Here is a 25,597-nt window from a genome sequence, read left to right on the forward strand (position 1 = left end):
TTATTTACGTCCGCGTTTAGGAAGTACAACACCAAGTCTTTGAGCAGCCATTTCATTATTACCTTCTGAGTCTGCTAAAACCCATCCAGCCATAAACATACGTGTCATATATTGTCTGTTGTATAAAAAAGCCACAATCGCCTGCCATAGTCCCAGTGTGATAATTGAGAAAAGCATATGAAGCGCTGCCACACCTAATTCACCTCTAAAAAGCGGCACAAACCATCCAAAAAAAAGATAGGTCCAACTAAAACCATAGTAACCAATTTTGATCATGCCCGAATTCGGGTGTTTAATAATTACGGCAGTAGCCATTGTTATCCCTTGTTTTAGAAAATTAAATTTTAGTAGAGATTATGAGAAATAAACTAATTGTAGTGGTGGGGGATGCGAGGGTCGAACTCGCGACAAACGGATTAAGAGTCCGCTGCTCTACCAACTGAGCTAATCCCCCAGGAACGGATATTTTACAGTAATTGTGGGGGTTGTAGAGGGGGTTTCAGTGTGCTAACAGTGCTCTAAAGTTTGTGGTGCGTAATTGAAAGTTAAAAAAAAGTAGATTTTTGTCTTTGCTTAGAGGGTTTTTTTTAACTATTTCCCTTAAGTATTCCTACGGTCGCAGGATAGTCAAAGCAGGGGGGGGGTAGATAAAATATTTAAAATCTTTCGCGCCTTAGAAATTGGATAATTTTGAATATAACTTTGAGCTATTAAAAGCTACACGCCTAAGCAAAAAAATCTCAGCGCAAAGTATAGCTGCTGATTTATGTTTAGCAGAACGTCAAATCATTTCTATCGAAGAAAATAGCGCTCAATATTTTCCTTCTAAATCTCTTAAATACACCAGCTTAAAAAAATACATAGCAGCACTTGGTTTAAAAAATGAGGATGTCATCTTCAATTTTAATGAAGTTGACCCCACCCCAAGTTTGTTAAAGAAGCCATAGAGTATGCGAGCATTTGGTAATCTATTCATTATTTTAAGTATTTTCACCTCAATACTCTTTGGACTTGAGTATTTTTCTGAAGCAACGACTGTGTTCTTAGCAGTTCTTCTGTATCTCACCGGTCATTATGTGAGGCATAATTTTACCTATCGCAATTTTAAGATAAGCAGGCGATCAAAACCTTTTTTTGAATCAATATTAAAAAATACAATACAAGCCATTGCCTATGTAACTATCTTCATTTTTGTAGGCTACATACTCCTAAAAATCTCAAAAACTGATTTTTATCTAAATAATCTCCAAAGTTTGATGCAAAGCTCCATTGATCTAATCAATGAAATGATTAATTTTTGGATAAGCCTACCTAACCGATTGATGAAATATGGACAATAAGCATCCTTTATTGACGAGTGCTTGTGAATATATAGAAATAAATCTTCATCTTAAGATTTCGATGTTTGATCTCAAGCGCCATACCAATTATTCCGAACGATCTTTACAGTTAATATTTAAAAAACACTTAAATAAAAGTCCATTTGAATATATTGAAGAGCAAAGATTGTTAAAGGCCTACGAATTAATTAAACAACATAAACAATCAAAGAACACCACTGACATTGCTTCAGAAGTAGGATTTAGACATTTAGGAAGATTCTCTGTGAACTTCAAAAAAAGGTTTGGCATTCATCCTTCCGCATTGGCTCGAAGTTAGTGTAGTTAATTTTTAATCATCAAGTTCGTGTTGAATCCGCCAAAGAGCTATTCTCGTTTTAGGTCCAATTTTCCCGGTTTGCTCTAAATCTTTAGATTTTTGAAAGGCTTTTATCTTTTCTGGAGTTGAGACATCAGGTATAGGTGTTTTGCATATTTTCTTTTTATCAAAGATATTAAATACGCGACAGTCTTTTCCTGATAATGCACTTAAAGCATGATCGGTTAAAGTTTTCTTTGTGACGGCAGCGCTTCCAACATCACCAGCTGTTTTTAACATATCAATGGTTTGTGCGGTCTGAACAGTTGCCACTGAACCACCTGCAGATGACGCTAGCAAAACACAGCCTTGGAGGCAGGTTGATAGCAGGAATAACAAAATAAGTTTTATTGAAATTTTCATTTAACTTGCAACGTTAAACTGATTATGTGGCTAGTTTGTGACAACGTCAAAACTTTTGACACTCGGTGTGCTTTGGTGTGCTTGCAGAAATTTACTGAATAAAAACTTCTACTTCTGCCACTGCTAGGATCTTACAGGGTCTCTAGTCTTGATATTTAACTGATACTGCGAGTCCGCTGCTCTACCAGCTGAGCTAATCCCCCAGAAACGGATATTTTACAGTATTTGTGGGCTAGGCAGAAGGTTCAAGGCGGGGGATTTTGCGAGTGGTGGAATAGGGGTGTGTTTGTAAGTGCTGGTTTTTTTAGTTCAAATTTCTCTAATAGCCGTGCTAATGACTTTATAGGATGAGCGTAGCAAAAAGATTGATAGTGCTAATCCCACCACGATATCTGCCCAACCGCTCTGTGTAAACCACACAATAAGTGATGCAATGATGACAGCAATATTATTTGCAATATCATTTCTTGAACATTCCCAAACAGATGACATATTAATATCTTGATCTTTGTGTTTTGTAAGCAAATACAAACAAGTTAAGTTTCCTACTAATGCTATTACTCCAGCAATACTCATGATTTCAAAAATGGGTGTCGTATGGTCAATGATGTTCTGAATGACTTGTGATAAAACAAAGAGCGCACCTATTAAAATTAATATCCCTTTAAAAAGTGCTACGCGAGCTTTAGCTTGATTACTTTTGTAAATAACAAATAGACTTAATACATAGGTGATTGCATCTCCTAAATCATCTAAGCTCTCTGACATAAGACCTGTGGATTGAGCAATCAAGCCTGAACTAAAAACAACAATAAATAAAAAGACATTAATCGCTAAAACGATTTTTAATGTTTTAGACTGATTCACTTTCATAGCTTCAATAGCACAGCTTTTATTTTCGCAGCAATCTGACATTTGTTATCTTATTAAGTTGAGTTTTAGCTGCTCTACCAGCTGAGCTAATCCCCCAGAAAAGAATATTTTACAGTATTTGTCTGAGTTGTAGAGGGTCTAGGTGGGGGGATTTTGGTGCAGGCGGAATAGGGGTGTGCTAGGAAACAACAATTATTGCTAATTATTGTATACATTCAAAACAATCATCTTGCTGTATAGTGACGGTTAGATTCAGTCACAAGCACTAAAGGTCACTAACCTTTTAGTCTAATCCTCATCTCTCCTGTTAATGAGTTTTTCTCTAAAACTTAATTTACAAGGAATTCTCTGATGAGAAAATTTATATTTGCACTTGGTTTATTTGCTCTTCCGCTTATTTCTTTTGCAGTTGGTCTCCAATTGTCATGTGGTGACGCAGGGACTTGTGAGCTTCCTATTAGCTCAGCATTAGGTGCGAACTCAAGAAACGATACAACTTGCTATTTAGGTTTAGTCGGATCCTGGCATCAAAATTTATTTAAAGATTGGCCTGATTTGTCTGCAGGTTGTAGATTTATAAAAGTTAAATCTAACGACGATGTAAGTGGCGTAGATATTAATACGCGATGGACGGCAAACCGAAATGAAGGAAAAGGTATTTTTGATAGCGCTAAAGTTATGGCTGTCATGGGAGATAGAAACAATATGTTTGAACCTGGTATTGGTTGGTCTAAAACATACAATGGTTTAATTTTACCTGTCTTCTTGCAAAAAGATCATATGCGTATTGGTGCAGACATTGCAATTAAACCTGACTACCGTCCAGATGACTGGAAAAATTCTAAGCCTAACTATACAACTCAAGGACAATTTTTAGCCATCGATGGAAGCTTTGAAATTAACACACTAAGTAAGCCAAGTGCAGTCGTTGGTGGCAATGGTGCATTAAGCTGTGGCGTTGGTCGAACACTAGTTCCTATTTCAGTTATTACAGATCGCAACTACTTAATTTCTGATGATCGCCAACTGAATGGCCAAACTTGCACTAATTTACCATGACCTGTGTAATTCTTAACAGTATTTTTTTGATTTAGATTTTTATAAAACTAAAGCCACTCTTAGCAGTGGCTTTTTTTATGTTCGGTGTGCTTAGGTGTGCTTGCAGAAATTACTTCCAAAAAAAACTTCTATCTCTGCCACTGCCTGGGTCTTACAGGGTCTCTAGTCTTGATATTTAACTGATCTGCGAGTCCGCTGCTCTACCAACTGAGCTAATCCCCCAGAAGAGAATATTTTACAGTATTTGTCTGGGTTGTAGAGGGGGAAGGCTAGGGGATTTTGGCAGGGGTGGAATAGGGGTGTGCTAGGAAACATCCGGAATCCGGTTATTTTGGATTGAACTCACCAGCTTAAATGAACTCTTAAGAACAATATGATTAAAAATACTATTAACTATAAAGATAACTTGAATCACAGTCCGATTGTGTTTGATTAATATGGCTATTGAAACAGTATATTTGGCAGGAGGTTGTTATTGGGGGTTCGAGGATCTTTTAAGTAAAATACCGGGTGTTGTTGATACAACGGTAGGGTTCTCCGGCGGGCATGTTAAAAATGTATGTTATAGAGAAGTTACAACAGGAACTACAGGGCATGCAGAGACAGTAAAAGTTGTTTTTGATTCTGATATTTTAAGTTTTAAGGACTTACTTCTATTCTTTTTTAAAATACATGATCCCACAACACTTAATCAACAAGGTAATGATATAGGCACTCAATACCGATCAGCTATTTTCGCAACAAACAATGAGCAAATCTTGTTAGCTGAAGATTTGATTAAAAAGATTGATGCATTAGGTGTGCTTAAAAGTAAGATTACGACAGAAGTAAATACATTCAACTCATTTTTCTCGGCTGAAGAAAATCACCAAAAATACTTAAAGAAATTCCCAGATGGTTACTCATGCCATTTCATTAGAGATATTAATTTATCTGTTTAATTGATAATGATTCATTCTAACTTTATTAAATATAATGTAATTTATGGCTATGGAAGATAAAAGATGTTGTGGAAGAGGGGTATGTATTATTAATGCCCAAGGTATTTGTTGGTGTGGTCAGAAGTGGGATGGCGAGAAAATGATTTCTGCAAAACCAGATAACAGCAAAAAAATAGAATTAGATAAAAAACAACAATCAAAAAAATAATGTTCATTTAGATTTATTTTAATCTATAAAAATATAGTAATAATTCTATAAAATAAGACTATGAAAAAAATTGCATATATTTTTTTGCTAGCCGCTCTCTTTTCTTGTCAAACAATACCTTCTGCAGACTCACCTGGTTTGAGTTTAGGTAAAAATCCTAAATTACCTGAACCAAGCTCATCAATTATCCCTACAGTTAGTATTGCAAAAGCATCGCAATGGCCAGATGGCGTCATGCCAAAAGTCATAGATAGTTTTATGATTAGTCTTTATTCAAAAGAACTCACACATCCTCGATGGTTATATGTTTTACCTAACGGCGATGTTCTTGTTGCTCAAAGTAATAAACAACCCCCTAAAAAAACACAAGGATTAAAAGACCTTGTATCAAAATATTTTATGAATCGTGCTGGAGCAGGTAAAGATAGCCCAGACAAAATTACACTACTTCGAGATTCTAATGATGATGGTGCTGCCGAATTGGCTAATGATTTTTTAACTCACTTGCATTCGCCCTTTGGAATGACTTTGATTGGTAATGATTTATATGTAGCTAATACTGATGCCATTTTGCGCTTTCATTATGAGGCAGGCGACATAAAAATTGATACTAAAAAACATCCCCCTGAAAAAATTGTAGATTTGCCAGAAGGGGAGATTAATTCACATTGGACAAAAAATATTATTGCATCTTTGGATGGTACAAAGCTTTATGTAACAGTTGGGTCGAATAGTAATATTGGAGAGCGTGGATTAGACCAAGAAAAAGATAGAGCGGCAATTATAGAAATTGATCTTAAAACAAAACAAAAAAGAATTTATGCATCAGGCTTGAGGAATCCTAATGGCCTTGCATGGCATCCATCTTTAGGCCAATTATGGACGGTAGTGAATGAAAGAGATGAATTAGGTAATGATTTGGTTCCTGATTATTTAACTTCCGTTAATGACGGCGATTTTTTTGGATGGCCTTATGTGTACTTTAAAAATTATAAAGACCCTCGTGTAAAAGAATCTATGCCAAAAAATCTTAAGCCTCGTTCACCCGATTATGCACTAGGAGCGCATGTTGCAGCTTTAGGCTTAGTTTTTTCTAATACATCGCAATTTAAATCACCATATAACAATGGTGTATTTATAAGTGAGCATGGCTCATGGAATAGGAAGCCACGTAGTGGCTATAAAGTTGTTTTTATACCTTTTGAGAATAATGAACCTCAAGGATTACCCATAGATATTGTCACTAATTTTGTGGTCGGTGACGAAGCGTATGGAAGACCTGTAGGATTGGCTATTGATAAAAAAGGAAATCTTCTTGTTGCTGACGATGTAGGAAATCGTGTTTGGAGAATTACTTCAAAATGATAAAAAATTAGACCGCCAAAAATTTTGATGTTCAAATAAAAAAAAGCCACTCGAAAGTGGCTTTAATGAGTAATTATAAAATTTAATATTACTTGCCCCCACTGTTTTCAGCTCCAGGGTTAAATGGGCCATTGCCACCAATCAATAATGCATCTGTAGGGTGAAATGGTTTAAAGTCAGGTTCTGCTTCAACCTTATTTCCACTTTCAGCACCAGGATTAAATGGGCCATTACCGCCAATCAATAAGGCATCCGTCGGATGAAAGGGTTTAAAGCCCAAATCTTCTTGAGCAAAAAGAGGAACGTTTAAGAAAGAAAGTAAAAAAACAAAAGCTAATATTTTTTTCATAATGTTTACCCCAGTAATTTTTTAAATTAAACGATCTAAATTCCAAAAAATGAAGTTTTTTTGACTTTTAGAAAATAATCGTATTCCTGAGATATATAGATGTCAACAATGAGCATTATTTACATTAAATTAATCTGGCTGTGTAGATTTAGGTTCATGATTTTGGCAGGAGTCAAAAAGAGGTGTGCTAAGAAATGCTAATTACCTGTTCAATTTCTTCGATAAAAAAACTAGGCTTCACTTTCAAGGCGTCGCTCAATTTAAATATAGTAAATAAGCTTGGATCTTTTTTACCCATTTCTAACTCGCTGATATAGGGTCTAGATAATCCTGACTTTAGACCAAGTTGTTCTTGAGACAAGTTTGAACTGCACCTTCTTGATTTAAGAGTTTTTCCAAAAGCTCCATCTAATTTAGCTAATAGTATCAAGTCATTACTATGCTCTTTATCCTGTTAATAGCTAGTAAAACCTTATTTTTTTTAAGGTTAAATATAGGGCTTGCTTTAAAGCGGCCGATGTTTTGATTTTCAGGATATTTAATGATTTTTTGCTTGACAGTAGGGGCTTAAAAAATACATGCTGACATTATTCTTTAAATTACAAGAAAATAGATTTATGAGTTTTAGAAAAAAAATCGCTCGTGTTACATTTTTGTTAGCTGTAATTTCGCTAGCATGGTTAATTTTAGGAATTTTAGAATTAGCCCCCTTATTATTTCAAATACCTGGCGAGACAAGTTTTAGAACTCATGCTTCAGCAACTGTTTTGTTCTTGCTCTTTGCTTCATGGGCCTTTTGGAATGAAAAATAGTAAAAATCTTTAAATGATTAGGAGAACTTATGCTTAAAATGTCCGATATATGTATTTTGTTGTCTGTTTTTGTGGCTTTTATTACTACAGCTTACTTATGGTTTACTGGCCAACAGCAGGAGGGGTTATTTACAGCTACCTGGATTCCTTCTATTTTGTCCTTCGCAATATACTTTAAAGTTATCTCGAGAAAGGGATAAACATGACTAATCCAATATTATTTGGCACAGGCTTATTCTGTTTTTTTCTTGCAATTGTTGGCGTTGTTTTAACAGTTCAAGAATTTAAAAACATGGAATTAAAAGAAAAATTAAAAAACAAAAGCAAATAATTAGCTTTTAATTAGATTTGGTGTTCTAGAAGAGCATTTTGGCAGGAGTATCATCGGGCGTGCCTCGGAGCATGCCTACTGAACTTTACTTGTTAAGAAGATGCAGCATTAAACCAAAGTATAGAAAAGCAAAAATAGCGACAATCCAAAATACTTTTAGCATATTCGCATTGATGTCTGAAAGCTTTTGATAAATTTTTTCTAGTAATTCCTCTTGTTTTATTTTTTTTGTCATATATCCCCTTTGAATGTTTAGATATTTTCAATATTTTTGATTAAATTTTTAGCCTGTAATTTAATATCTTCAATGAGATTAGGATCCATATCTCGGATTTGTTTATTAACAATTGCTAATCTTGGGTTTTTGCTTAATTGTTGTGAGTTCGCAATAAAAAAATTCCAGTATAGGCTGTTGAACGGACATGCCTTATCGCCAACCCTCTCATTTTTCGAATAATAACACCCCTCACAATAGTTACTCATTTTGTTTATATAGTTCGCTGTTGATACATAAGGCTTGCTTGCTAGTTTGCCACCATCAGCAAATTGACTCATACCGAGTGTATTAGGCATCTCAACCCATTCAAATGCATCAATATAGATACCTAAATACCACTCATGAAGGCTTTTAGGATGAAGGCCTGCAAGTAGAGAAAAGTTACCAACAATCATCAGTCTTTGGATATGGTGAGCGTATGCTTCATCAAGAGATTGGTTGATTGTATATTTAAGGCAATTCATTTTAGTTTGCCCATTCCAAAACCAATTGGGCACTGGCAATTGATGATTGAAATAATTCTGATCACCAAGGGCTGGCATATGAGCCCAATAATATCCCCTGATATATTCTCTCCAGCCTATGATTTGTCTGATAAAGCCTTCGGCAGTATTGATAGATAATTTGCTAGAAAGATATGATTTTTCGACGGCTGATACAACCTCTTTAGGAGAAAGCATTTTAGTATTCAATGCAAAAGAGATTAAAGAATGAAACATTCTTGTTTCATCTTTATGCATCGCATCTTGATAGTCGCCGAAGAAAATTAGTATATGCCCAATAAAAAAATCTAAATGCTTTAATGCTTCTTTTCTATTTAAAGGCCAACGAAATTGAGATGCATTATGATTTCCAAAGCTCTTTATTTTAGCCGCTGTAATTTCATCCCATAATTCACTGTGATCATGGATAGGCCTATAATCCTCAAAGGCTTTAGGTTCTCCTTTCCAAGCTTTTCTATTCTCGTGATCAAAATTCCATTTTAAGCCAACAGGTTTTCCATCTTCAGACATGAGGACACAGTGTTTTTTTCTCATAGCACGATAGAAAGATTCCATCAGCCACTGCTTCTTACCCGCAAACATTTCACTAACCTCGAAACGATGTGTAAAAAAGTGTTCTGATGGAAAGCACTCAGATGGTATAGAGACTTCATTACAAAGCTCGATTAAATCTTGATCAAGTCTATATTCGTCAGGCTCTTGGTACTCAAACTTTTGAATATTGTATTGATCAAATAAATTTTTTAGATTTGCTTTAAAGGAATGAAGATTGGACTTCTCATTAATTCCAAGATAAATGACTTGATGATTTTCTTTGATAAGTGCACTTTTAAAATCTCTCATCGCTGCAAAAATACCTAAAATCTTTTGCGCATGATGAAGAACATAATTTGTTTCTTGCTTAACTTCCATTAAAACATAGAGGATTTCATCATCTAGTTTTTTAAACCAAGAATGGTTAGGATTAAGCTGATCTCCCAGAATGAGTCTAAGGATTTTCATTTTTGAGTTCTAATAATAGAATTGGCACGTTTAAGATTAAATGGTACTTAGATTTAAGCTGGGCTTATCTCTCAGATTTAAATATTTTACAGTATTTGAAGATTTCTAGAGGGTCTGGGCAGTCGTTTTTGGGAGAGACAAAATAGAGGCGGGTGCAGAGAAAATATAGGTATAAACTACATGTTAGTATGCATCTATATCTTTATAGCTATCATAATTAGATTGACCATTATTTTAAAAGAAATCCAAAGTGAATTTTAGCTTTGTTTAAAAGCAATACATTAAAGGTAAATTTTTTTACACAACATATAATGAAAACTAAATGCAAATCCAATTCTTAGGCGCAGCAGGCGAGGTTACAGGATCAAAGTATCTCATTAATACTGAGCTTGAAGATTCGGCTTGTAAATTCATGATTGATTATGGAATGTTTCAGGGCGCTCGCGAAGCCGATGAAAAAAATCAGAAATCCTTGCCCTTTGATCCGAGAGAGATTTCTTTCTTAGTACTCACACACGCGCATATAGATCATTGCGGACTTATACCGCGTTTATGTGCCGAAGGATTTAAAGGACCAATTTATTGCACAAGCACAACCGCTAAATTAATCGAAATCATGTTGCTTGATAGCGCACATATTCAAGTGTCTGATTTTGAAAGAGCAGAGAGAAAAAATAAATTAGGTAAGTGGCGAGGAGAGATGCCGGTTCTTTTGTATGACACTAAGCAAGCTATAGAATCGCTCAATCAAATTAAACCCATTCCCTACTCTAAAAAGTTTTCACCAATCAAAGATATTGATGTGACATTTGAAGAAGCGGGGCATATTTTAGGCTCTTCTATTGCAGTGATAGACGTTAAAGAAAAAAATAAAGATTCCAAGCGATTAGTTTTTTCTGGAGATTTGGGGATGTTTGAAAAACCTATCTTTCGTCAGCCAGCACTCATTGAATCTGCAGATGTATTACTTGTTGAATCAACTTATGGAGACCGTCTTCACCGAAGCCTAAAAGAAACAGAAGATGAGCTAGTAGAAATTTTGACAAACACATTAAATAGAGGCGGCAATGTGATCATGCCTGCTTTTGCAGTTGGAAGAACACAAGAAATACTATTTATACTCGCTGATCTTATTAGACGCGATCGTTTGCCCCATTTAAATGTGTGGGTAGACTCACCGATGGCTACCAAGGTGACGGAATTGACAACAGCCTGTTTAGATGAGCTTGATGATGACGCTAAATTACTTTACCAATGGCTACTTGATCATAAAAATAAAATTGACGTGCGATTTGTAGCTGATGTTGATGAATCAAAAGCATTAAACAGATTAAAAAGTGGCGCAATTATTATTTCCTCAAGTGGTATGTGCCAGGCTGGAAGGATTCTTCACCATTTAATGAATAATCTACCTTTTGAAAAAAATGCCATTGTGATTACCGGATTTCAGGCACTAAGAACATTAGGGCGAAGATTGGTAGACGAGGCTGCTTCAGTGAAAATTATGGGTGAATACATCGATGTTAAAGCTTCGATTCATACCTTAGGTGGTTTATCGGCACATGCTGATCGAGATAATTTACTGAAATGGCTGAAGGGATTTAAACAAAAACCAAAACATGTGTTTGTGGTGCATGGCGAACCCACCGCCTCAATTCATTTTGTTCAAACTATTCGAGAAACTCTGAATTGGAATGATGTCATTATTCCAACACTTAATAGCATATTTGATATTAGTTAAAGACTGAACTTTAAAACTTAAGTAAATATATAGCCATTAAAAAGTGGCTTTTTTTATGTTTGGTGCTTTGCATCAAGATAAAAAAGATATTTTTAATTATTATATTTTTTTATTATAAGCAAATAGATTAATAGTATTTCCTTTTAAATATATAAATCGATATTCTTTATCAAACTTTTTAAGGGATAGCCATGCGTATCAATCGTAACTCAGAATATTCAGGTTCTAAACAAGATAAAGAACATCTTAAGTTCGGATTACCTCCTTCTGACTTAGATACAAATATTTTGAAATTTAATCGTAAGATTTTTTTAAGCGTATTAATTTTAATTGCTATTGCTATAGTCATTTGGTTACTGGGGCTAACTTCAGAAGAAAAAATTAATATCACTTCTTTTGCTTCAGATGTTATTGCTTCGGATTTGTTTTACCTGGCTTTGCTTGTGGGGCTATTGGCTCAATTAGTTGATGGTTCGCTAGGTATGGCCTATGGCATTACCTCGACATCATTCCTGATTGGTACTGGTGCTTCGCCAGCCGCCGCTTCTGGTGCTGTCCATATTGCTGAGATATTCACGACAGCATTTTCGGGGATTTCACATATCAAATTCGGTAATGTTCGTAAGGACCTATTTAAAAAATTAGTAGTTCCAGGTGTTTTGGGCGGTATTATTGGTGCTTACATCCTTACGTCGATTGATGGTAAATCAATAAAGCCTTACATCACAGCTTACCTTTTAATAATGGGTTTATTTATTCTTCGAAAAGCATTTGTTTTGGTTAAAAATCATGATCAAAAAATTAAACATGTTAGAAAGTTAGCTTTTTCAGGTGGATTTTTAGATGCAATTGGAGGAGGAGGGTGGGGTCCGGTAGTAACTTCAACTTTGATAGGTCAAGGGAATAGCCCAAGACACACTATTGGCTCAGTTAATACAGCAGAATTTTTTGTTTCTTTTGCTACTGGAATAACATTTATGCTTCTTGGAGGTATTGACCATTGGATATTTGTAGTAGGACTCATTATAGGAGGTCTATTCAGCGCTCCTTTTGCAGCTTATCTTACAAGTAAATTATCAACAAAGCGGCTTTTAATAGCTGTTGGTTTGCTAATTACCGGTGTCAGTATTTTTAATCTTTATAAGATTTTTGGTTAATATAAATTACAGGTTCTTCATTCAAATAACAAGACATGTAAATTGATTATTTAAATGAAAACATTAGTCTTAAGTGAAATTGAATTTGGCAGGATTGGCTTAGCATCGCAATTATTATCTGATGGAGAGCTTGTAGCCATTCCCACAGAAACTGTTTATGGTTTAGCTGCAGATGCAACAAATCGATCTGCAATTGATAAGATTTTTGCAGTTAAAGGTAGACCTAAAAATCATCCTTTAATTTTACATTTAGCAAGTATTGATCAATTGAGTGATTGGGCTATAGAGATACCAAGTAGCCTCAGTATTCTAGCTACACATTTTTGGCCTGGGCCAATGTCACTTCTGTTAAAAAAACACCCTCATGTTTTAAATGAAATTACTGGTGGATCAGATAAGATTTGTATTCGGATTCCTAATCACCCCATAACACTCTCACTATTAAGAATGCTGAATAAGGGAATTGTTGCGCCATCAGCTAATCTATTTGGTCGCGTGAGTCCTACTTCAGCCAAACATGTTCTGAATGAGCTCGATGGAAAAATTTCAGCTATTCTTGATGGGGGTCAGTGTGAAGTTGGTCTTGAGTCTACCATCATTGATTTAACGGAAAAAAAACCTACGATACTTCGTCCAGGCGGCTTATCCCTATTAGAAATTGAAAAAGTCTTAAATGAGAAAATTATTGTTAATTCCAATTTGAATGAGAAGGTCTCTGGTAATTTAATAAATCATTATCAACCCAAAGCATCGGTTCACTTAATCAAGACATCAGAAATTGGAAATTTAACTGAAGAGCCATTAGAGGCCAAATCAGTCTTATTGCTACTAAGCGATATCAATACAGACAATATTCAGACCTATTCAATGCCAAGGGATCCTTATAAATATGGACAGATTTTATATTCAACACTGAGATTAATGGATGATAGGCATTTTGAAAAAATTATTATTGAATTGCCACCAGAAAAATCTGATTGGTATGCCATACATGACAGAATAAAAAAAGCTTCTTTTAAAAAATTATAGAAACTGCCAAAAGATGCTATTAATTAATACAACGAGGAATTAGGGCGCTCTCAGCGGCCAGTCAGTTTTTTATTTTTCGAAATAATTGCATTTAGAATACTTTCAGAAGCTTCTTTGATATTTGTAGGTTCATACCCGCCTTCTAAAACAAACAATAGACGATTAGACGCATATTTTTCTGCAATGGTGGACAAAATATCTGTAGCTTTGCTGTAGCCATTATTTGTATATTTTAATTGTCCTAGTAAATCATTTTCATGCGCATCAAACCCCGCAGATACCAATATAAATTCTGGCTTGAATTTATCCATGGCAGGAATTAATTGGCTTTTTAAGCCATGAATAAATTCTTCATCGCCGGCACCTTTTGGTAAGTCAATATTTAATGTGTACCCATAACCTTCGCCACTTCCTTTTTCATCAGGGCGACCTGTTCCAGGATAGAAAGGATGTTGATGGATACTGAAATAGAAAACTGTATTATCACTATAAAAAATATCTTGTGTTCCGTTGCCGTGATGAACATCAAAATCAACAATTAATATTCGGTTGATACCATAATTTTTTTGTAGATATTTTGCTGCAATGGCGACATTATTAAAAATACAAAATCCCATACCTCTATCTTTAGTTGCATGATGGCCAGGCGGCCTCGAAAATACGAAGGCACTTGAAGCCTTACCCTGCATCATTTGATCAACCGCTTCAGTCATCGCCCCGACTGATTTTCTGGCAACTTGATACGAATGTTTTGATATAACTGTATCACCAGTACTAAGCTTTGCATTAGATTCAGAAAGTTTTTCAGATTCGCGCTTAACAAGATGAATATATTCTTTTGAATGAGCGAGGCTTATGACGTCTGAGGATGCATAACCAAAGGTAGGCCAAATTAAATTTGGCTGTAATTTAGAATCATTTTTGAGAAAATTAATTACACTTGAGAGTCGATCAGGGTTTTCTGGATGATTAGGGCCGGTGTTATGAAGAATAAATTCATCATCATAAAGAATTGCAATTTTTAATTTACCTCTTTCTTGATCCGCAATTAAATTCATTGGTTGAAAAAGCGATATGAGAAGTAAAAAGTTAAGTAAGTATTTCACTTAAAAACGTCTTAATTAAGTATGAGTTAGTTTCATTATCTAACCACCCTTTTTTTGTCGAGCACGGATATTTAGAACTTCGACACCAAGAGAAAAGGCCATTGCGAAATATACATACCCTTTGGGAATATGAACATCAAGACTTTCAGCAATTAAAACAAAACCCACAATCATTAAGAAAGACAGTGCTAAAACTTTAATTGATGGATGATGATGTACAAAGTCACCAATAGGTTTTGCAGCCCACAGCATGAAAATGACAGAGATCAAAACAGCGGCAACCATAATTGAAATTTCATCGACTAAACCAACCGCAGTAATGACACTATCGAGTGAAAAAACTATATCAAGGATGCCTATTTGGAAGATAGAACCCCAAAAAAGCTTCTGAATTGATTTTGATCTGATACTGGAGGCATTAATTTCACTTGCGGTTTTTTCTTCTGCCTCAACCTCAAGATAAATTTCCTTGCTAGCTTTCCATAAAAGAAATAAGCCCCCGAAGAATAGGATTAAATCTCTACCACTAATTTCTTGGTTATAAAAAGAGAAAAGTGCATCTGTTAATCCCATTACCCAAGATAAGCTCAGCAGCAGCAGAACACGTGTAATTAAAGCGAACAATAATCCAAAACGGCGAACTGATTCTCTTATTTCTATGGGTAGGCGATTGGCAAGAACGCTAATGAAAATAATGTTATCAATGCCTAAGACAATTTCAAGAGCTACAAGTGTTAAAAAAGCAATGATTGTATTTGGGTCAAGAATGAATTCAAGCATTTTGTACCTATTCTAGTTTTTAGTGATTTTTGTATGTTTATTTTATAGTTTTTAGATAAAAACTATACATTTTTTAAAAAGTATACGTGACTGTCGCTCGAGCAGTAAGTGGGTAGCCATACATAATGTTGTTATTGTTATGAGCCGACTGATAGTAGGTTTTATCCAGTAAATTTTCTATATTCAACTGAAGTTTAGTTTGTTTATTTATATTTGCATAAATGGCAGCATCTAGTCGAGCGTATCCAGGAAGTTTTACTGCAGTTGATGTCGTTGGGGTAGCAGCATACATGGCACTTCGACTTACAACACCTAAGGCCGCACTCCATGTTTCATTGATTTCATATTTATTCCATAACGAAAATGTATGTTCTGGTACATGACCTAATGACGTACCGGAAGTAATTTGAGTGGGTCCAGTGCCTTGATTTTTTGTTATTTCTGCATCTTGATAAGTGTAGCCACCATACATGCTATATGAATCAAATAATTTACCTGCAACACCCAATTCAAAACCTTTTGTAACCTGACCATCAACAAGAATGATATTTGTAGAAGGAGGCGAAGGATCTGTAATTGCCATCCTTGATCGCTCTAAGCGGTAAATAGAAGAACTAATTGAAAAGCTTTGTAACAAGTCATATTTTATTCCAGCTTCAATGTTTGTAAATTTTTCTGGATCAAATGATTTATTAGTTGGCGTAAGTGAAGTTAATTGTTCTCCAGTTCTTGGGAGATAACTTAAGCTATAGTTTGTGTATAAAGAAACGGGCTCAATAGGTTTGTAAACTAGACCAATTCTTGGAGTCAGAAATTGATCATTGATCGTGGCGCTATTAGACGAATCTTTAATGTCATTATATTTAGTTTTAAATTGATCGTAGCGCAAGCCTGCAATGATTTGATATTGCTCATTCAAGGATATTTGATCTTGAATATAGATAGCTTGATTAGAAATGTCAGTGGATGTATTCCGATCTCTGGAAGAATCAAATGTTAGAAATGTAAAAGGATTAGAGGCTTCAACAAGTTCTCTAGTAGTACTTTTTATCCTGTAATTTTCATTTTCCTGAAATCCAATTTCTAAGCCCATTAATAATTTATGTGAAACGGACCCGGTCTTAAAGTTATAAGTTAAGTCAGTTTGGTTGAAAAAATTTTGTCTTTGTGTGTTGTCGTAATACCCGTCGATTGTAAGTTTTTTATCAGCAATTGAAACATGATTATATGCATATACGTTTTGATAATATTTATCGTAGTTAGAAAATCGTGTGTGATTTTTAACACTCACACCATTATCAAAAGTATGGTCAATAATTGCATAACCATTTTTAACTATCGCTTCATTTGGGCTTTGTGATGCATTTCCAAAAAATGTTGATCGACTCGTTGAATAGGGGTAGCTTTGAAGCCCATTGCTTACAGAAGGAATACCTCGATCACTCGTTCTTTTATCATTAAAATATTCCATACCTACAACAACCTTCGTTTTGTCTGATGGCTTAAATGTAAAAGTTGGATTAATGGCTTTTCTTTCACTTTCAACGCCTTGTCTAAAACTTCCAGAATCTTCAATCATAGCGTTGACTCTTACAGCAAGTGTTTCATCAATTCGGTTGTTAAGATCTACTGATGAGCGTTTATGGTCATATGCGCCACCTTGTATTTTTATTTCATTTTTATTTTCCCAGGTAGCCTCTTTGACAACGCGATTTATCACGCCACCAACCCCACCTCGACCGAAAATCATCCCGTTAGGACCCATTAAGACTTCAACGCGATCTATATTGTAAAGATCTCGGTAATATTGAACATCATCTCTCACACCATCTACAAATAAGTCTGATGTACTTTGGTTGCCTCTAAACCAAATACTGTCTCGGTTGCCTTCTCCTTGACCTGCCATGACACCAGGGGAGTATTGAATTGCATCTTTCAGGCCAAGTAGAGATTGATCTTTGATTTGTTCTTCAGTGATCACTGAAATTGATTGGGGAATATCGCGAATACGCGTATCTGTTTTTGTAGCAGTACTCGTTGTTTTTTTAAGGTATGTTTTAGCTAAATTGTCTTTAACTTCAATCTCATGTAATTCAATTCTCTTGTGGTATAGATGATCTTTTGAAGATGTATCAGCCATTGACAGGCCCGGTAACATACCTCCAATAAAGAGGTAAGCACATATCTTTTTGAAATATTGGGGTTTTTTGAGTATTTCCATACCTAAATGATAATCATTCTCATTTAAAATAGCAAGAAAAATTATGCCCAAATCGCTTGAGGTGACAGGGTTTTAAATGGAGCGGAGTAGGGTTGAGTGACAAAAAACAGTTATTCATACTAAAAGCCGGTATCAAAAAAAATAATCTTCAATATAATTAAAGGACTTCTTTTATTGTCTTAAGAATGGCGAGGTCTACTAAATGAAAGCATTAGTCAAAAAATACGCTAAAGAAGGTTTATGGCTAGAAGATATGCCAGAACCTGAAATGGGTAATAACGACGTACTAGTTAAAATAAAAAAGACTGCTATTTGCGGCACAGACATTCATATTTACAATTGGGATGAGTGGGCTCAAAAAACAATTCCCGTTCCTATGATTACTGGGCATGAGTATGCCGGAGAGATTGTAGATATCGGCTCTAATGTAACGGACTTAAAAGTAGGTGATATTGTCTCAGGAGAAGGTCATCTCACATGCGGCCGTTGCAGAAACTGCTTAGGTGGCAGAACGCACTTATGTCCCAATACAATAGGCGTAGGCGTAAATCGAACAGGATGTTTTGCAGAACTTTTGTCAGTTCCTGCTAAGAATATCTTTAAACCCAGTCGTGAAATTTCAACTGACTTACTTGCTATTTTTGATCCTTATGGAAATGCAGTTCACACAGCACTCTCTTTTAATATGGTGGGCGAAGATGTTCTTATCACAGGAGCAGGTCCAATTGGTATGATGGCTGCTATGGTTTCAGACCATGCTGGCGCAAGAAATATTGTGATCACAGATGTAAATCAATATCGTTTAGACCTTATCAAAAAAATTCTTCCACGTGTAATTACAATCAATGTTGAAAAAGAATCAATAAGCCGTGACATGATGAAGTCTGTGGGTATTTTTGAAGGATTTGATGTGGGACTCGAAATGTCAGGCTCCCCCAAAGCCTTTAGTGGGATGTTAAGCCTTATGATTAATGGCGGCCATATCGCTATGCTCGCAATCATGCCTGCAGGTTCTGGCATAGATTGGGATATGGTGGTCTTCAAAGGCCTCACAATTAAAGGTATCTACGGCCGGGAAATTTTTGAGACTTGGTATAAAGGTACCATGATGGTTCAAAGTGGACTACCTTTAGAAAAAATGATTACACATCGATTCCCTTACACTGAGTTTAAAGAAGGTTTTGACATTATGCGATCAGGTAAGTCTGGCAAAATTATCTTAAATTGGGAAAATTAATATTAAGGATCTTTAATGAGCTTTAAAAAAGCTAAAGAAAGTTTTTCGTCTGATTTAGAAGAAATTAAAAAAGCAGGACTATGGAAAACTGAGCGCATTATTAATTCTGATCAGAAAAGTAAGATTCAGCTTTCTGATAATCAAGAAGTTATTAATATGTGTGCGAATAACTATCTTGGTTTGGCTAATAATCCCGAAGTCATTCAAGCGGCAAAAGATGGTCTCGATCGATGGGGCTTTGGTCTTGCCTCTGTAAGATTTATATGTGGAACTCAAACACTACATAAAACGCTAGAAGCAAAAGTGAGCGAGTTTTTAGGCACAGAAGATACGATTCTCTATGCTGCATGCTTCGATGCGAATGGTGGGTTATTTGAAACCATACTCACAGCAGATGATGCTGTTATCTCTGACGAGCTCAATCATGCGTCCATTATTGATGGCATTCGTTTATGTAAAGCGCAACGTTATCGTTATAAAAATAATGATATGAATGATTTACGTGCAAAACTAGAAGAAGCCAAGAAAAATAAAGCGAGACGTATTCTAATTACCACCGATGGCGTATTTTCTATGGATGGTACGATTGCACAATTAGATAAGATTTGTGATCTTGCAGATGAATTTGATGCCATGGTGCATCATGATGATTGCCATGCAACAGGATTCATGGGAAAAACAGGCCGCGGTATTCATGAGTATTGTAATGTCATAGATCGCGTGGATATCATCACAAGTACATTTGGCAAGGCTTTAGGTGGGGCCACTGGTGGCTTTACATCCGGCCGTAAAGAAATTATTGATATGTTAAGACAAAGATCTAGACCTTATTTATTTTCAAATACACTTGCCCCAAATATTTGTACTGCTTCATTAAAAGTTTTTGAGATGCTAAAAAAATCAACTGCACTTCGTGATACGTTGGAAAAAAATGTGCACTACTTTAGAGCTGGAATGCAAAAAGCTGGCTTTGATGTAAGCGATGGTGATCACCCTATTGTTCCTATTATGTTAGGTGATGCTAATCTTGCCCAATCCATGAGTAAAAAATTACTAGAAAAAGGTATTTTTGCGATTGGATTTTTTTATCCAGTTGTGCCACAAGGAAAGGCTAGAATTAGAACGCAAATTTCAGCTGCGCATACATTTGAAGATCTAGATAAAGCAATAGATGCTTTTGCTACAACTAAAGATCAGTTAGCCTAATTGTTAAAACATTTGGTGCCTATGGCGCTAATGAATCTTTGCTGAGCAAATAGGGCAGGTACATTTCCAAGAATGGACAAACCAGTCAAAAGCTTCATTTTTACTTTTATATTTCATAGTTTTCTCACAAGTAATTAAACGCAATCGCCCAATGCTGACGAATATCTATGCCAGCAGTCTTTATCATTTTGTTTGCATACAAAATTATTTTCATCTGAATTTTTTGACATTTTTGAATTTTTTAAATTTTCATTTTTCTCTAAAATTTTAGATGTTTTAATTTCTTTTTTTGATTTCATTTTCATTTCCTCACAAATAGTTTGTATGAGCAAATTCTATGTCTCTTGTTTAGATAAATCCAATGAATTGTTCTTAAGTATGTGATAAGTATTACTTATCAATAGCAAAACCTATCAAGGGTATAGGTATGCTCTAAGGATAGATTTTTGGTAAGGCGGTGATAGGGCCAACTTACAAAGCGTCAAAATTTTTTGAGGCTCTTAGCTTTATTACTTCTTGCTACTAAGCTTCGACAGCTTATTTTTAATCTTTATATACTCTTGTTCGGTAGGGGTACTCCAGTTGCCGCCAGAAGCATTTACCATATAAATTAAGGCCTCTGAAAAGTCTTCTAAAGTTAAATCAGGCTTCCCGCCTTTTGCTGGCATTTTTCTCACGCCGTTATAGGCTTCAGCAATTACATGAATCTTGCCTTCTTTGATAATAGATGCCCAGTCGCGATTATTCTGAAATTTAGGAGCCCCATTCATACCGGCAGCATGACAAGCTGTACAAACCGATTTATAAGTAGCCTCTCCACTTGCAGAGGAAGTTAACGGGACTAATATAGTCAGCACAAAGAATGAAAAGATTATAGTTTGTCGTAGCATAAGATTTATTGCTAGTAAGCGCTTTAGTTATTTATAGGCTTTGTAGATGAAATCACATTTTAGCTGGGAGCAAAAAGGGCGTGCAAGCAAAAGCTGAATTTTGTGTTAATTTCTAAGTTATGAAGAATACGAATTAATAGAATGCTTAATGTCTACATCCAATCAATCACTATTGAATCAATTGTTAAGTAAAGACCTTACTTACACTTACCACTGCTCACCTTTTATAAAAAGGCTATTTGAGGCAGATAAAGCGCTCGAGCAATTCTCACTTCAGCATATTAGTCATCCTTTTAGTCGGCAAGAAATGGAATCATGGCTAGATGGCCGCCAAATTTCTGATGAGATTAGTTTAAATAAATCTCTTCGTATACTTCGTCAGCAAGTAATAGCAAATATTATTCTTCGTGATCTTAATAAATTAGCTGATTTAGATGAAGTTTTAAAGTCAGTAACAGCGCTTGCTGAAATCACTCTCATTCATGCTCATCAATTTCATTTCAATGCCCTGAAGTCTATTCATGGTGCTCCTATAGGATTAAGGGGTGAAGAGCAGCAATTAAGTATTGTCGGCATGGGAAAGTTAGGTGGAGAAGAGCTTAATGTGTCATCTGATATTGATCTAATCTTTGCCTACCCAGAAGAGGGAGATACTGAAAGTAAGATGCCTATAAGCAATCAAAGCTTCTTTATTAAACTTTGCAAAAAAATCATATCGAGCCTTAATGATGTGACAGAAGATGGGTTTGTGTTTCGCGTAGATATGCAATTAAGACCTTTTGGTTCTGAGGGCCAGATTGCATGTAGTTATCAAATGCTAGAAGATTACTATCAAAAATACGGGCGAGAATGGGAAAGATATGCTTGGGTCAAAGGTCGCGTTATTGTAGGACCTCAAATAGAGCTTACTAAAATTATTGAGCCATTTGTTTACCGTAAATATTTAGATTACGGTGCATTGAATTCTATGCGTGATTTAAAAACTCAGATTCAAAATGATGTAAATAAAAAGGGCATCCAAGAAAATATTAAAGTGGGTCGAGGCGGTATTCGTAAGATTGAGTTTATTGCACAAGTTTATCAATTGATACGAGGTGGCCAAGATAAAACATTAAGACTTAAATCGCTTTTACCTGCATTAGCACTTCTCGAAACTAAAAATTTATTATCTAAAAATGGAGTTAAGTCATTAACGGAGGCTTATAAGTTCTTAAGAAATTTGGAGCATAGACTTCAGTATATAGAAGATATGCAAACGCAAGAGCTACCAAAAACAGATGAAGGTAAATTAAGAGTGGTTCAGTCTATGCATTACCAAGACTGGAATATGTTTTATCAAGATCTTGAAATTCACAGAGCAAACGTAGAATTCTATTTTGATGAGGTTTTTAAAGAAACAATTAAAGATGAAGATTCGCCGCAATTAAATTTAACTAAAGTGCTATGGAATAACGCTTTAACTTTAGAAGATGCATATAAGCATCTAGAGGACTTAGGATTTAAATTACCTGATGAAACCTATCAGATTCTTCAGGGATTAAAGGGTAGTTCACGTTATTTACATTTACCTGAAGTAAGTCGGCAACGATTCGATCTCCTCATGCCTTTAATTATCCATGAAGTTTCTTCAGCTTCTGATCCTAATGCAGATTCAACGCTCATCAGAATCATTTCAATTTTAGAGAGTATATGTAGGCGTGCGAGTTATCTCGCCATGCTCACAGAAAATCCAAGTGCATTAAAGATACTTATTAAACTATCTAAAGCGGGTCCATGGCTTACGCAATATCTTATTCAGCATCCGATATTGATTGATGAATTGCTTGATATTAATCATTTTTATACAAAGCCAGATTTTGTGGCAATAAAAGAAAAGCTTCATAAAGATTTATTGGAAGCTAAAGATGATATTGAGCAGCAAATGAATATCATGCGCAATATTAAGCACGCTAACATTTTTAAGTTGGCTGCTTTGGAAGTCATAGGTGATGTGTCAGTTGAAAATCTCTCTGATTACTTAACTGAGCTTGCTGACCTACTTATAGGAGAAACGCTCTTATTGGTATGGCGTCATATGTATCCAGAGCAAAATGACCCACCTAAATTTGCTGTTATTGCTTATGGGAAATTCGGAGGTAAAGAAATGAGCTATACCTCGGATTTAGACATTGTGTTTATCTATGATGACAAGCGAGATGGCATGGCAGAAAAATATGCAAGATTTGCACAGAGGATTAATAGTTGGCTCAATACTTACACATCCTCAGGTGTTCTCTATGAAATAGATCTTGCATTAAGACCTGACGGAGCAAGCGGTCTATTAGTGAGTTCTATTGATGCTTTTAAAGATTACCAATCAAAAAGAGCTTGGACATGGGAACACCAAGCAATTACCCGTGCGCGCTTTTGTGCTGGAGATGAAAGTATAGGCAATCAATTTGAAAAGGCTCGATTAGATATTCTAGAAACGCAAAGAGATATAAAGCAGCTAAAGATAGACGTATTGGATATGCGCGAAAAAATGCTTGAAAAACACAAGGTCGATCATGAACTTTTCGATCTAAAACAAGATCGTGGAGGCATTATTGATATTGAATTTATTGTGCAATATTTTGTTTTAGCTTTTGGTTCTGCAAATAAGGCGCTTACTCAAAATATAGGCAATATTGGATTACTTAATCTTTTTAGTGAGCAAAATTTAATGGAGGCTCTCACAGCTAGAAAACTCATCAGCGCTTATCGATTATATAGAGAGCTTCAACATCAATTAGGTCTTGAGACTAAATTAGATGGAAAAATAAAGTATTCTGAAATTGTAGATCACCCGGCTGAGGTTGTATCTATTTGGAAAAGTATTTTCAATAGTTAATTTTTTTTACGCTTGAAAATATTTAATCTCAATATAAGTAATAGAGAGACTATGACAGCGTAAATAAGTGGCTCAGTTAAATCCTTTTTTACAAGCCATACAAAATGAAGTGCACCTAATATAGCTATGAGGTAAATAAGGCGATGCAATCTTTTCCAATTTACTTTAAGTCTTCTCATCATCCTATCTGAAGAAGTGAAAGCTAATGGAAGTAATAAAAGCCAAGCTAAAAAACCTACAAGTACATAGCGATGTTTAATAATGTCATTTTTGATATCGATCCATGCAAAATGGTAGTCAAGCCATATATAGCAAAGCAGATGAATTGATGCGTAGAAAAATACAAAAAGCCCTAGCATTCTTCTGTATAGAATCCACTGACTAATCGTTGTAATGTTTCTTAAAGGTGTCATGCTAAGTGTTAAACATAAGAAAATGAGCGTCCATTTTCCGAAGTGACGTTCAACAAACTCTATGGGATTAGCTCCAAGATTATTTTGTAATATATCAATGCCGACAGAAAGAATAGGCCAAAGACCTAAAATAAAAATAAAACGTTTGATATAGATTGGATTTAACTTCAAGGCGAATTAAAAATTTTTATTTAAATCCATACCTTGATAAAGATGAGCCACTTCTTCTTTATAGCCATTAAACATTTGTGTTTTAAGTCTAGGAGATAATAGGCTTTCTCCAATTCTTCTCTCGGTAGCTTGTGTCCATCGAGGATGGTCTACTTCAGGATTCACATTGGAATAAAATCCATACTCTTTGGGATTGGCTTTCATCCAAGTAGATATAGGCATTTTTTCTACTAATCTAATCTTAGTAATTGCCTTGATACTCTTAAAGCCATATTTCCAAGGGACCACCAACCTAATAGGTGCGCCATTTTGTTTTGGTAAAACTTTTCCATATAAACCTACTGCCAAGATAGTGAGTGGATGCATAGCTTCATCTAATCTTAGTCCTTCCGTGTATGGCCAATCTAGCATGTCATCTTTTTGCCCAATCATTTCGCTTGGGCGCTTTAGAGATACAAATTCAACATATTTAGCATTTCCTGTTGGCGTTACTTTTTTAAGTAACGAATTTAATGGAATACCTATCCAAGGAATCACCATAGACCAACCTTCAACACAGCGAAGTCTATAGATGCGTTCTTCTATTGGTATGAGCTTTATGAGTTCATCTATATCAAGTTTTAATGGTTTCGCTACAGAGCCTTCAATCGAAATTGACCATGGGTCAATTTTTAATAAATGCGCATGATCTTGTGGGTCTGATTTTGAAGTCCCAAATTCATAATAATTGTTATAGCTTGTAATATCTTTAAAAGAAGTGAGCTTTTCATTACCATGGTCTTTTGATTGAATAAATGAAGGGAGAGTATTAAGCGCAGCAAAACCTGTGTTTGTAAATGTGGAGAGTGCAGAAGAGCTTAAAATTAGACCTAAATTTTTTATAAAATTTCTACGGCCATTATAAATATGCTCAGGGGTAATTTCTGATGAGGGTATTTTTTTAAATGTAGTCATAGTGAATTCTAACTATTTTTTCTATAGAAAGCTGACCTAATA

29 protein-coding genes and 1 tRNA gene are annotated in these 25,597 nt (G+C 35.3%); 15 read left to right on the forward strand and 15 right to left on the reverse strand.

Translation table 11 applies throughout. The annotated features are described in order from the left end of the window. Both FIT79_RS02420 and FIT79_RS02425 read right to left on the reverse strand, forming a co-directional pair. The gene (locus tag FIT79_RS02420) at window positions 1–315 is read right to left on the reverse strand and encodes a hypothetical protein (protein ID WP_139875493.1); all 315 of its coding nucleotides are present in this window, start codon (window positions 313–315) and stop codon (window positions 1–3) included. Window positions 316–378: 63 nt separating this feature from the next. Then, window positions 379–454, reverse strand: a tRNA-Lys gene (locus FIT79_RS02425). A gap of 226 nt (window positions 455–680) precedes the next feature. On the opposite strand from FIT79_RS02425, the gene FIT79_RS02430 reads away from it, so the two are divergent. From FIT79_RS02430 to FIT79_RS02440, 3 genes are read left to right on the forward strand one after another with little or no spacing between them, the layout of a single operon-like run. Next, window positions 681–947 carry a helix-turn-helix domain-containing protein gene (locus FIT79_RS02430; protein WP_139875494.1) on the forward strand — a complete coding sequence of 89 codons (267 nt, stop codon included), beginning with the start codon at window positions 681–683 and terminating at the stop codon, window positions 945–947. Window positions 948–950: 3 nt separating this feature from the next. Further along, entirely contained in the window at window positions 951–1,340 is a 390-nt protein-coding gene (locus FIT79_RS02435; RefSeq protein ID WP_139875495.1) for a hypothetical protein, read from the forward strand. Further along, entirely contained in the window at window positions 1,330–1,659 is a 330-nt protein-coding gene (locus tag FIT79_RS02440; protein ID WP_139875496.1) for a helix-turn-helix transcriptional regulator, read from the forward strand. Before FIT79_RS02435 ends, FIT79_RS02440 begins: the two co-directional genes overlap by 11 nt. A gap of 12 nt (window positions 1,660–1,671) precedes the next feature. Here the strand turns inward: FIT79_RS02440 and FIT79_RS02445 are convergent, their stop codons facing one another. Together FIT79_RS02445 and FIT79_RS02450 are read right to left on the reverse strand one after the other, a co-directional pair. Then, a complete protein-coding gene (locus tag FIT79_RS02445; protein WP_139875497.1) occupies window positions 1,672–2,061 on the reverse strand; it encodes a peptidoglycan-binding domain-containing protein in 390 nt (129 codons plus the stop codon). Window positions 2,062–2,370: 309 nt separating this feature from the next. Next, window positions 2,371–2,976 carry a cation efflux transmembrane domain-containing protein gene (locus tag FIT79_RS02450; RefSeq protein WP_139870182.1) on the reverse strand — a complete coding sequence of 202 codons (606 nt, stop codon included), beginning with the start codon at window positions 2,974–2,976 and terminating at the stop codon, window positions 2,371–2,373. 309 nt (window positions 2,977–3,285) lie between these two features. Between FIT79_RS02450 and FIT79_RS02455 the strand changes: the two genes are divergently transcribed. From FIT79_RS02455 to FIT79_RS02465, 4 genes are all read left to right on the forward strand, one after another. After that, a complete protein-coding gene (locus FIT79_RS02455; protein ID WP_139875498.1) occupies window positions 3,286–3,993 on the forward strand; it encodes a hypothetical protein in 708 nt (235 codons plus the stop codon). A 437-nt stretch (window positions 3,994–4,430) separates the two neighbouring features. After that, window positions 4,431–4,934 (forward strand): peptide-methionine (S)-S-oxide reductase MsrA, encoded by a 504-nt coding sequence (msrA, locus tag FIT79_RS02460; protein ID WP_139875499.1) that lies wholly within the window; start codon window positions 4,431–4,433, stop codon window positions 4,932–4,934. A 43-nt stretch (window positions 4,935–4,977) separates the two neighbouring features. Continuing rightward, entirely contained in the window at window positions 4,978–5,142 is a 165-nt protein-coding gene (locus FIT79_RS06710) for a hypothetical protein (RefSeq protein ID WP_189644883.1), read from the forward strand. A 60-nt stretch (window positions 5,143–5,202) separates the two neighbouring features. Then, window positions 5,203–6,507: a PQQ-dependent sugar dehydrogenase gene (locus FIT79_RS02465; protein ID WP_139875500.1), complete on the forward strand. Its 1,305-nt coding sequence runs from the start codon at window positions 5,203–5,205 to the stop codon at window positions 6,505–6,507. A gap of 88 nt (window positions 6,508–6,595) precedes the next feature. Here FIT79_RS02465 and FIT79_RS02470 read toward each other — a convergent pair whose 3' ends face one another. Together FIT79_RS02470 and FIT79_RS06780 are read right to left on the reverse strand one after the other, a co-directional pair. Continuing rightward, window positions 6,596–6,856, reverse strand: coding sequence for a hypothetical protein (locus tag FIT79_RS02470; RefSeq protein WP_139871285.1), 261 nt, complete (start codon window positions 6,854–6,856; stop codon window positions 6,596–6,598). A gap of 187 nt (window positions 6,857–7,043) precedes the next feature. Next, complete coding sequence (locus FIT79_RS06780) at window positions 7,044–7,286, reverse strand: helix-turn-helix domain-containing protein (RefSeq protein ID WP_139867361.1); 243 nt, start codon at window positions 7,284–7,286, stop codon at window positions 7,044–7,046. A gap of 148 nt (window positions 7,287–7,434) precedes the next feature. On the opposite strand from FIT79_RS06780, the gene FIT79_RS02480 reads away from it, so the two are divergent. Beyond that, window positions 7,435–7,668: a hypothetical protein gene (locus FIT79_RS02480; RefSeq protein ID WP_223260790.1), complete on the forward strand. Its 234-nt coding sequence runs from the start codon at window positions 7,435–7,437 to the stop codon at window positions 7,666–7,668. 202 nt (window positions 7,669–7,870) lie between these two features. Then, window positions 7,871–7,999 carry a hypothetical protein gene (locus tag FIT79_RS06755; RefSeq protein ID WP_262981976.1) on the forward strand — a complete coding sequence of 43 codons (129 nt, stop codon included), beginning with the start codon at window positions 7,871–7,873 and terminating at the stop codon, window positions 7,997–7,999. 85 nt (window positions 8,000–8,084) lie between these two features. Here FIT79_RS06755 and FIT79_RS06745 read toward each other — a convergent pair whose 3' ends face one another. Together FIT79_RS06745 and FIT79_RS02485 are read right to left on the reverse strand one after the other, a co-directional pair. Continuing rightward, a complete protein-coding gene (locus tag FIT79_RS06745) occupies window positions 8,085–8,234 on the reverse strand; it encodes a hypothetical protein (protein WP_189340281.1) in 150 nt (49 codons plus the stop codon). Between the two features lie 17 nt (window positions 8,235–8,251). Continuing rightward, window positions 8,252–9,781, reverse strand: a complete 1,530-nt coding sequence (locus FIT79_RS02485; RefSeq protein ID WP_139875501.1) for a cryptochrome/photolyase family protein — start codon at window positions 9,779–9,781, stop codon at window positions 8,252–8,254. A 322-nt stretch (window positions 9,782–10,103) separates the two neighbouring features. Here FIT79_RS02485 and FIT79_RS02490 point away from each other — a divergent pair, with 322 nt between their 5' ends. The 3 genes from FIT79_RS02490 (at window position 10,104) to FIT79_RS02500 (ending at window position 13,708) form a co-directional block, all read left to right on the forward strand. Continuing rightward, complete coding sequence (locus FIT79_RS02490) at window positions 10,104–11,522, forward strand: MBL fold metallo-hydrolase RNA specificity domain-containing protein (protein ID WP_139875502.1); 1,419 nt, start codon at window positions 10,104–10,106, stop codon at window positions 11,520–11,522. A gap of 191 nt (window positions 11,523–11,713) precedes the next feature. Then, window positions 11,714–12,679 carry a sulfite exporter TauE/SafE family protein gene (locus FIT79_RS02495; protein WP_139875503.1) on the forward strand — a complete coding sequence of 322 codons (966 nt, stop codon included), beginning with the start codon at window positions 11,714–11,716 and terminating at the stop codon, window positions 12,677–12,679. A gap of 54 nt (window positions 12,680–12,733) precedes the next feature. Next, window positions 12,734–13,708, forward strand: coding sequence for an L-threonylcarbamoyladenylate synthase (locus FIT79_RS02500; protein WP_139875504.1), 975 nt, complete (start codon window positions 12,734–12,736; stop codon window positions 13,706–13,708). 50 nt (window positions 13,709–13,758) lie between these two features. On the opposite strand, the gene FIT79_RS02505 is transcribed toward FIT79_RS02500, so the two are convergent. The 3 genes from FIT79_RS02505 to FIT79_RS02515 form a co-directional block, all read right to left on the reverse strand. Then, window positions 13,759–14,766 (reverse strand): histone deacetylase family protein, encoded by a 1,008-nt coding sequence (locus tag FIT79_RS02505; RefSeq protein ID WP_139875505.1) that lies wholly within the window; start codon window positions 14,764–14,766, stop codon window positions 13,759–13,761. Window positions 14,767–14,853: 87 nt separating this feature from the next. Next, complete coding sequence (locus tag FIT79_RS02510; protein WP_139867370.1) at window positions 14,854–15,594, reverse strand: TerC family protein; 741 nt, start codon at window positions 15,592–15,594, stop codon at window positions 14,854–14,856. Between the two features lie 73 nt (window positions 15,595–15,667). Beyond that, a complete protein-coding gene (locus FIT79_RS02515) occupies window positions 15,668–17,734 on the reverse strand; it encodes a TonB-dependent receptor (protein ID WP_223260791.1) in 2,067 nt (688 codons plus the stop codon). Window positions 17,735–18,017: 283 nt separating this feature from the next. On the opposite strand from FIT79_RS02515, the gene tdh reads away from it, so the two are divergent. Then, window positions 18,018–19,052, forward strand: coding sequence for an L-threonine 3-dehydrogenase (gene tdh, locus FIT79_RS02520; RefSeq protein WP_028817815.1), 1,035 nt, complete (start codon window positions 18,018–18,020; stop codon window positions 19,050–19,052). A gap of 15 nt (window positions 19,053–19,067) precedes the next feature. Beyond that, window positions 19,068–20,258, forward strand: a complete 1,191-nt coding sequence (gene kbl, locus FIT79_RS02525; RefSeq protein ID WP_139875507.1) for a glycine C-acetyltransferase — start codon at window positions 19,068–19,070, stop codon at window positions 20,256–20,258. A gap of 134 nt (window positions 20,259–20,392) precedes the next feature. On the opposite strand, the gene FIT79_RS06715 is transcribed toward kbl, so the two are convergent. Next, window positions 20,393–20,557: a hypothetical protein gene (locus tag FIT79_RS06715; protein ID WP_189644867.1), complete on the reverse strand. Its 165-nt coding sequence runs from the start codon at window positions 20,555–20,557 to the stop codon at window positions 20,393–20,395. Window positions 20,558–20,767: 210 nt separating this feature from the next. Continuing rightward, the gene (locus FIT79_RS02530; protein WP_139875508.1) at window positions 20,768–21,148 is read right to left on the reverse strand and encodes a c-type cytochrome; all 381 of its coding nucleotides are present in this window, start codon (window positions 21,146–21,148) and stop codon (window positions 20,768–20,770) included. A 148-nt stretch (window positions 21,149–21,296) separates the two neighbouring features. On the opposite strand from FIT79_RS02530, the gene glnE reads away from it, so the two are divergent. Next, window positions 21,297–24,017 carry a bifunctional [glutamate--ammonia ligase]-adenylyl-L-tyrosine phosphorylase/[glutamate--ammonia-ligase] adenylyltransferase gene (gene glnE / locus FIT79_RS02535; RefSeq protein ID WP_139875509.1) on the forward strand — a complete coding sequence of 907 codons (2,721 nt, stop codon included), beginning with the start codon at window positions 21,297–21,299 and terminating at the stop codon, window positions 24,015–24,017. On the opposite strand, the gene FIT79_RS02540 is transcribed toward glnE, so the two are convergent. Both FIT79_RS02540 and msrP read right to left on the reverse strand, forming a co-directional pair. After that, window positions 24,014–24,601, reverse strand: a complete 588-nt coding sequence (locus FIT79_RS02540) for a protein-methionine-sulfoxide reductase heme-binding subunit MsrQ (RefSeq protein ID WP_139875510.1) — start codon at window positions 24,599–24,601, stop codon at window positions 24,014–24,016. The two genes, glnE and FIT79_RS02540, sit on opposite strands and share 4 nt — an antisense overlap. 6 nt (window positions 24,602–24,607) lie before the next feature. Then, complete coding sequence (gene msrP, locus FIT79_RS02545; protein ID WP_139875511.1) at window positions 24,608–25,555, reverse strand: protein-methionine-sulfoxide reductase catalytic subunit MsrP; 948 nt, start codon at window positions 25,553–25,555, stop codon at window positions 24,608–24,610. Between the last annotated feature and the right edge of the window lie 42 nt (window positions 25,556–25,597).

The organism is Candidatus Methylopumilus universalis (assembly GCF_006365315.1).
Classification (GTDB): domain Bacteria; phylum Pseudomonadota; class Gammaproteobacteria; order Burkholderiales; family Methylophilaceae; genus Methylopumilus; species Methylopumilus universalis.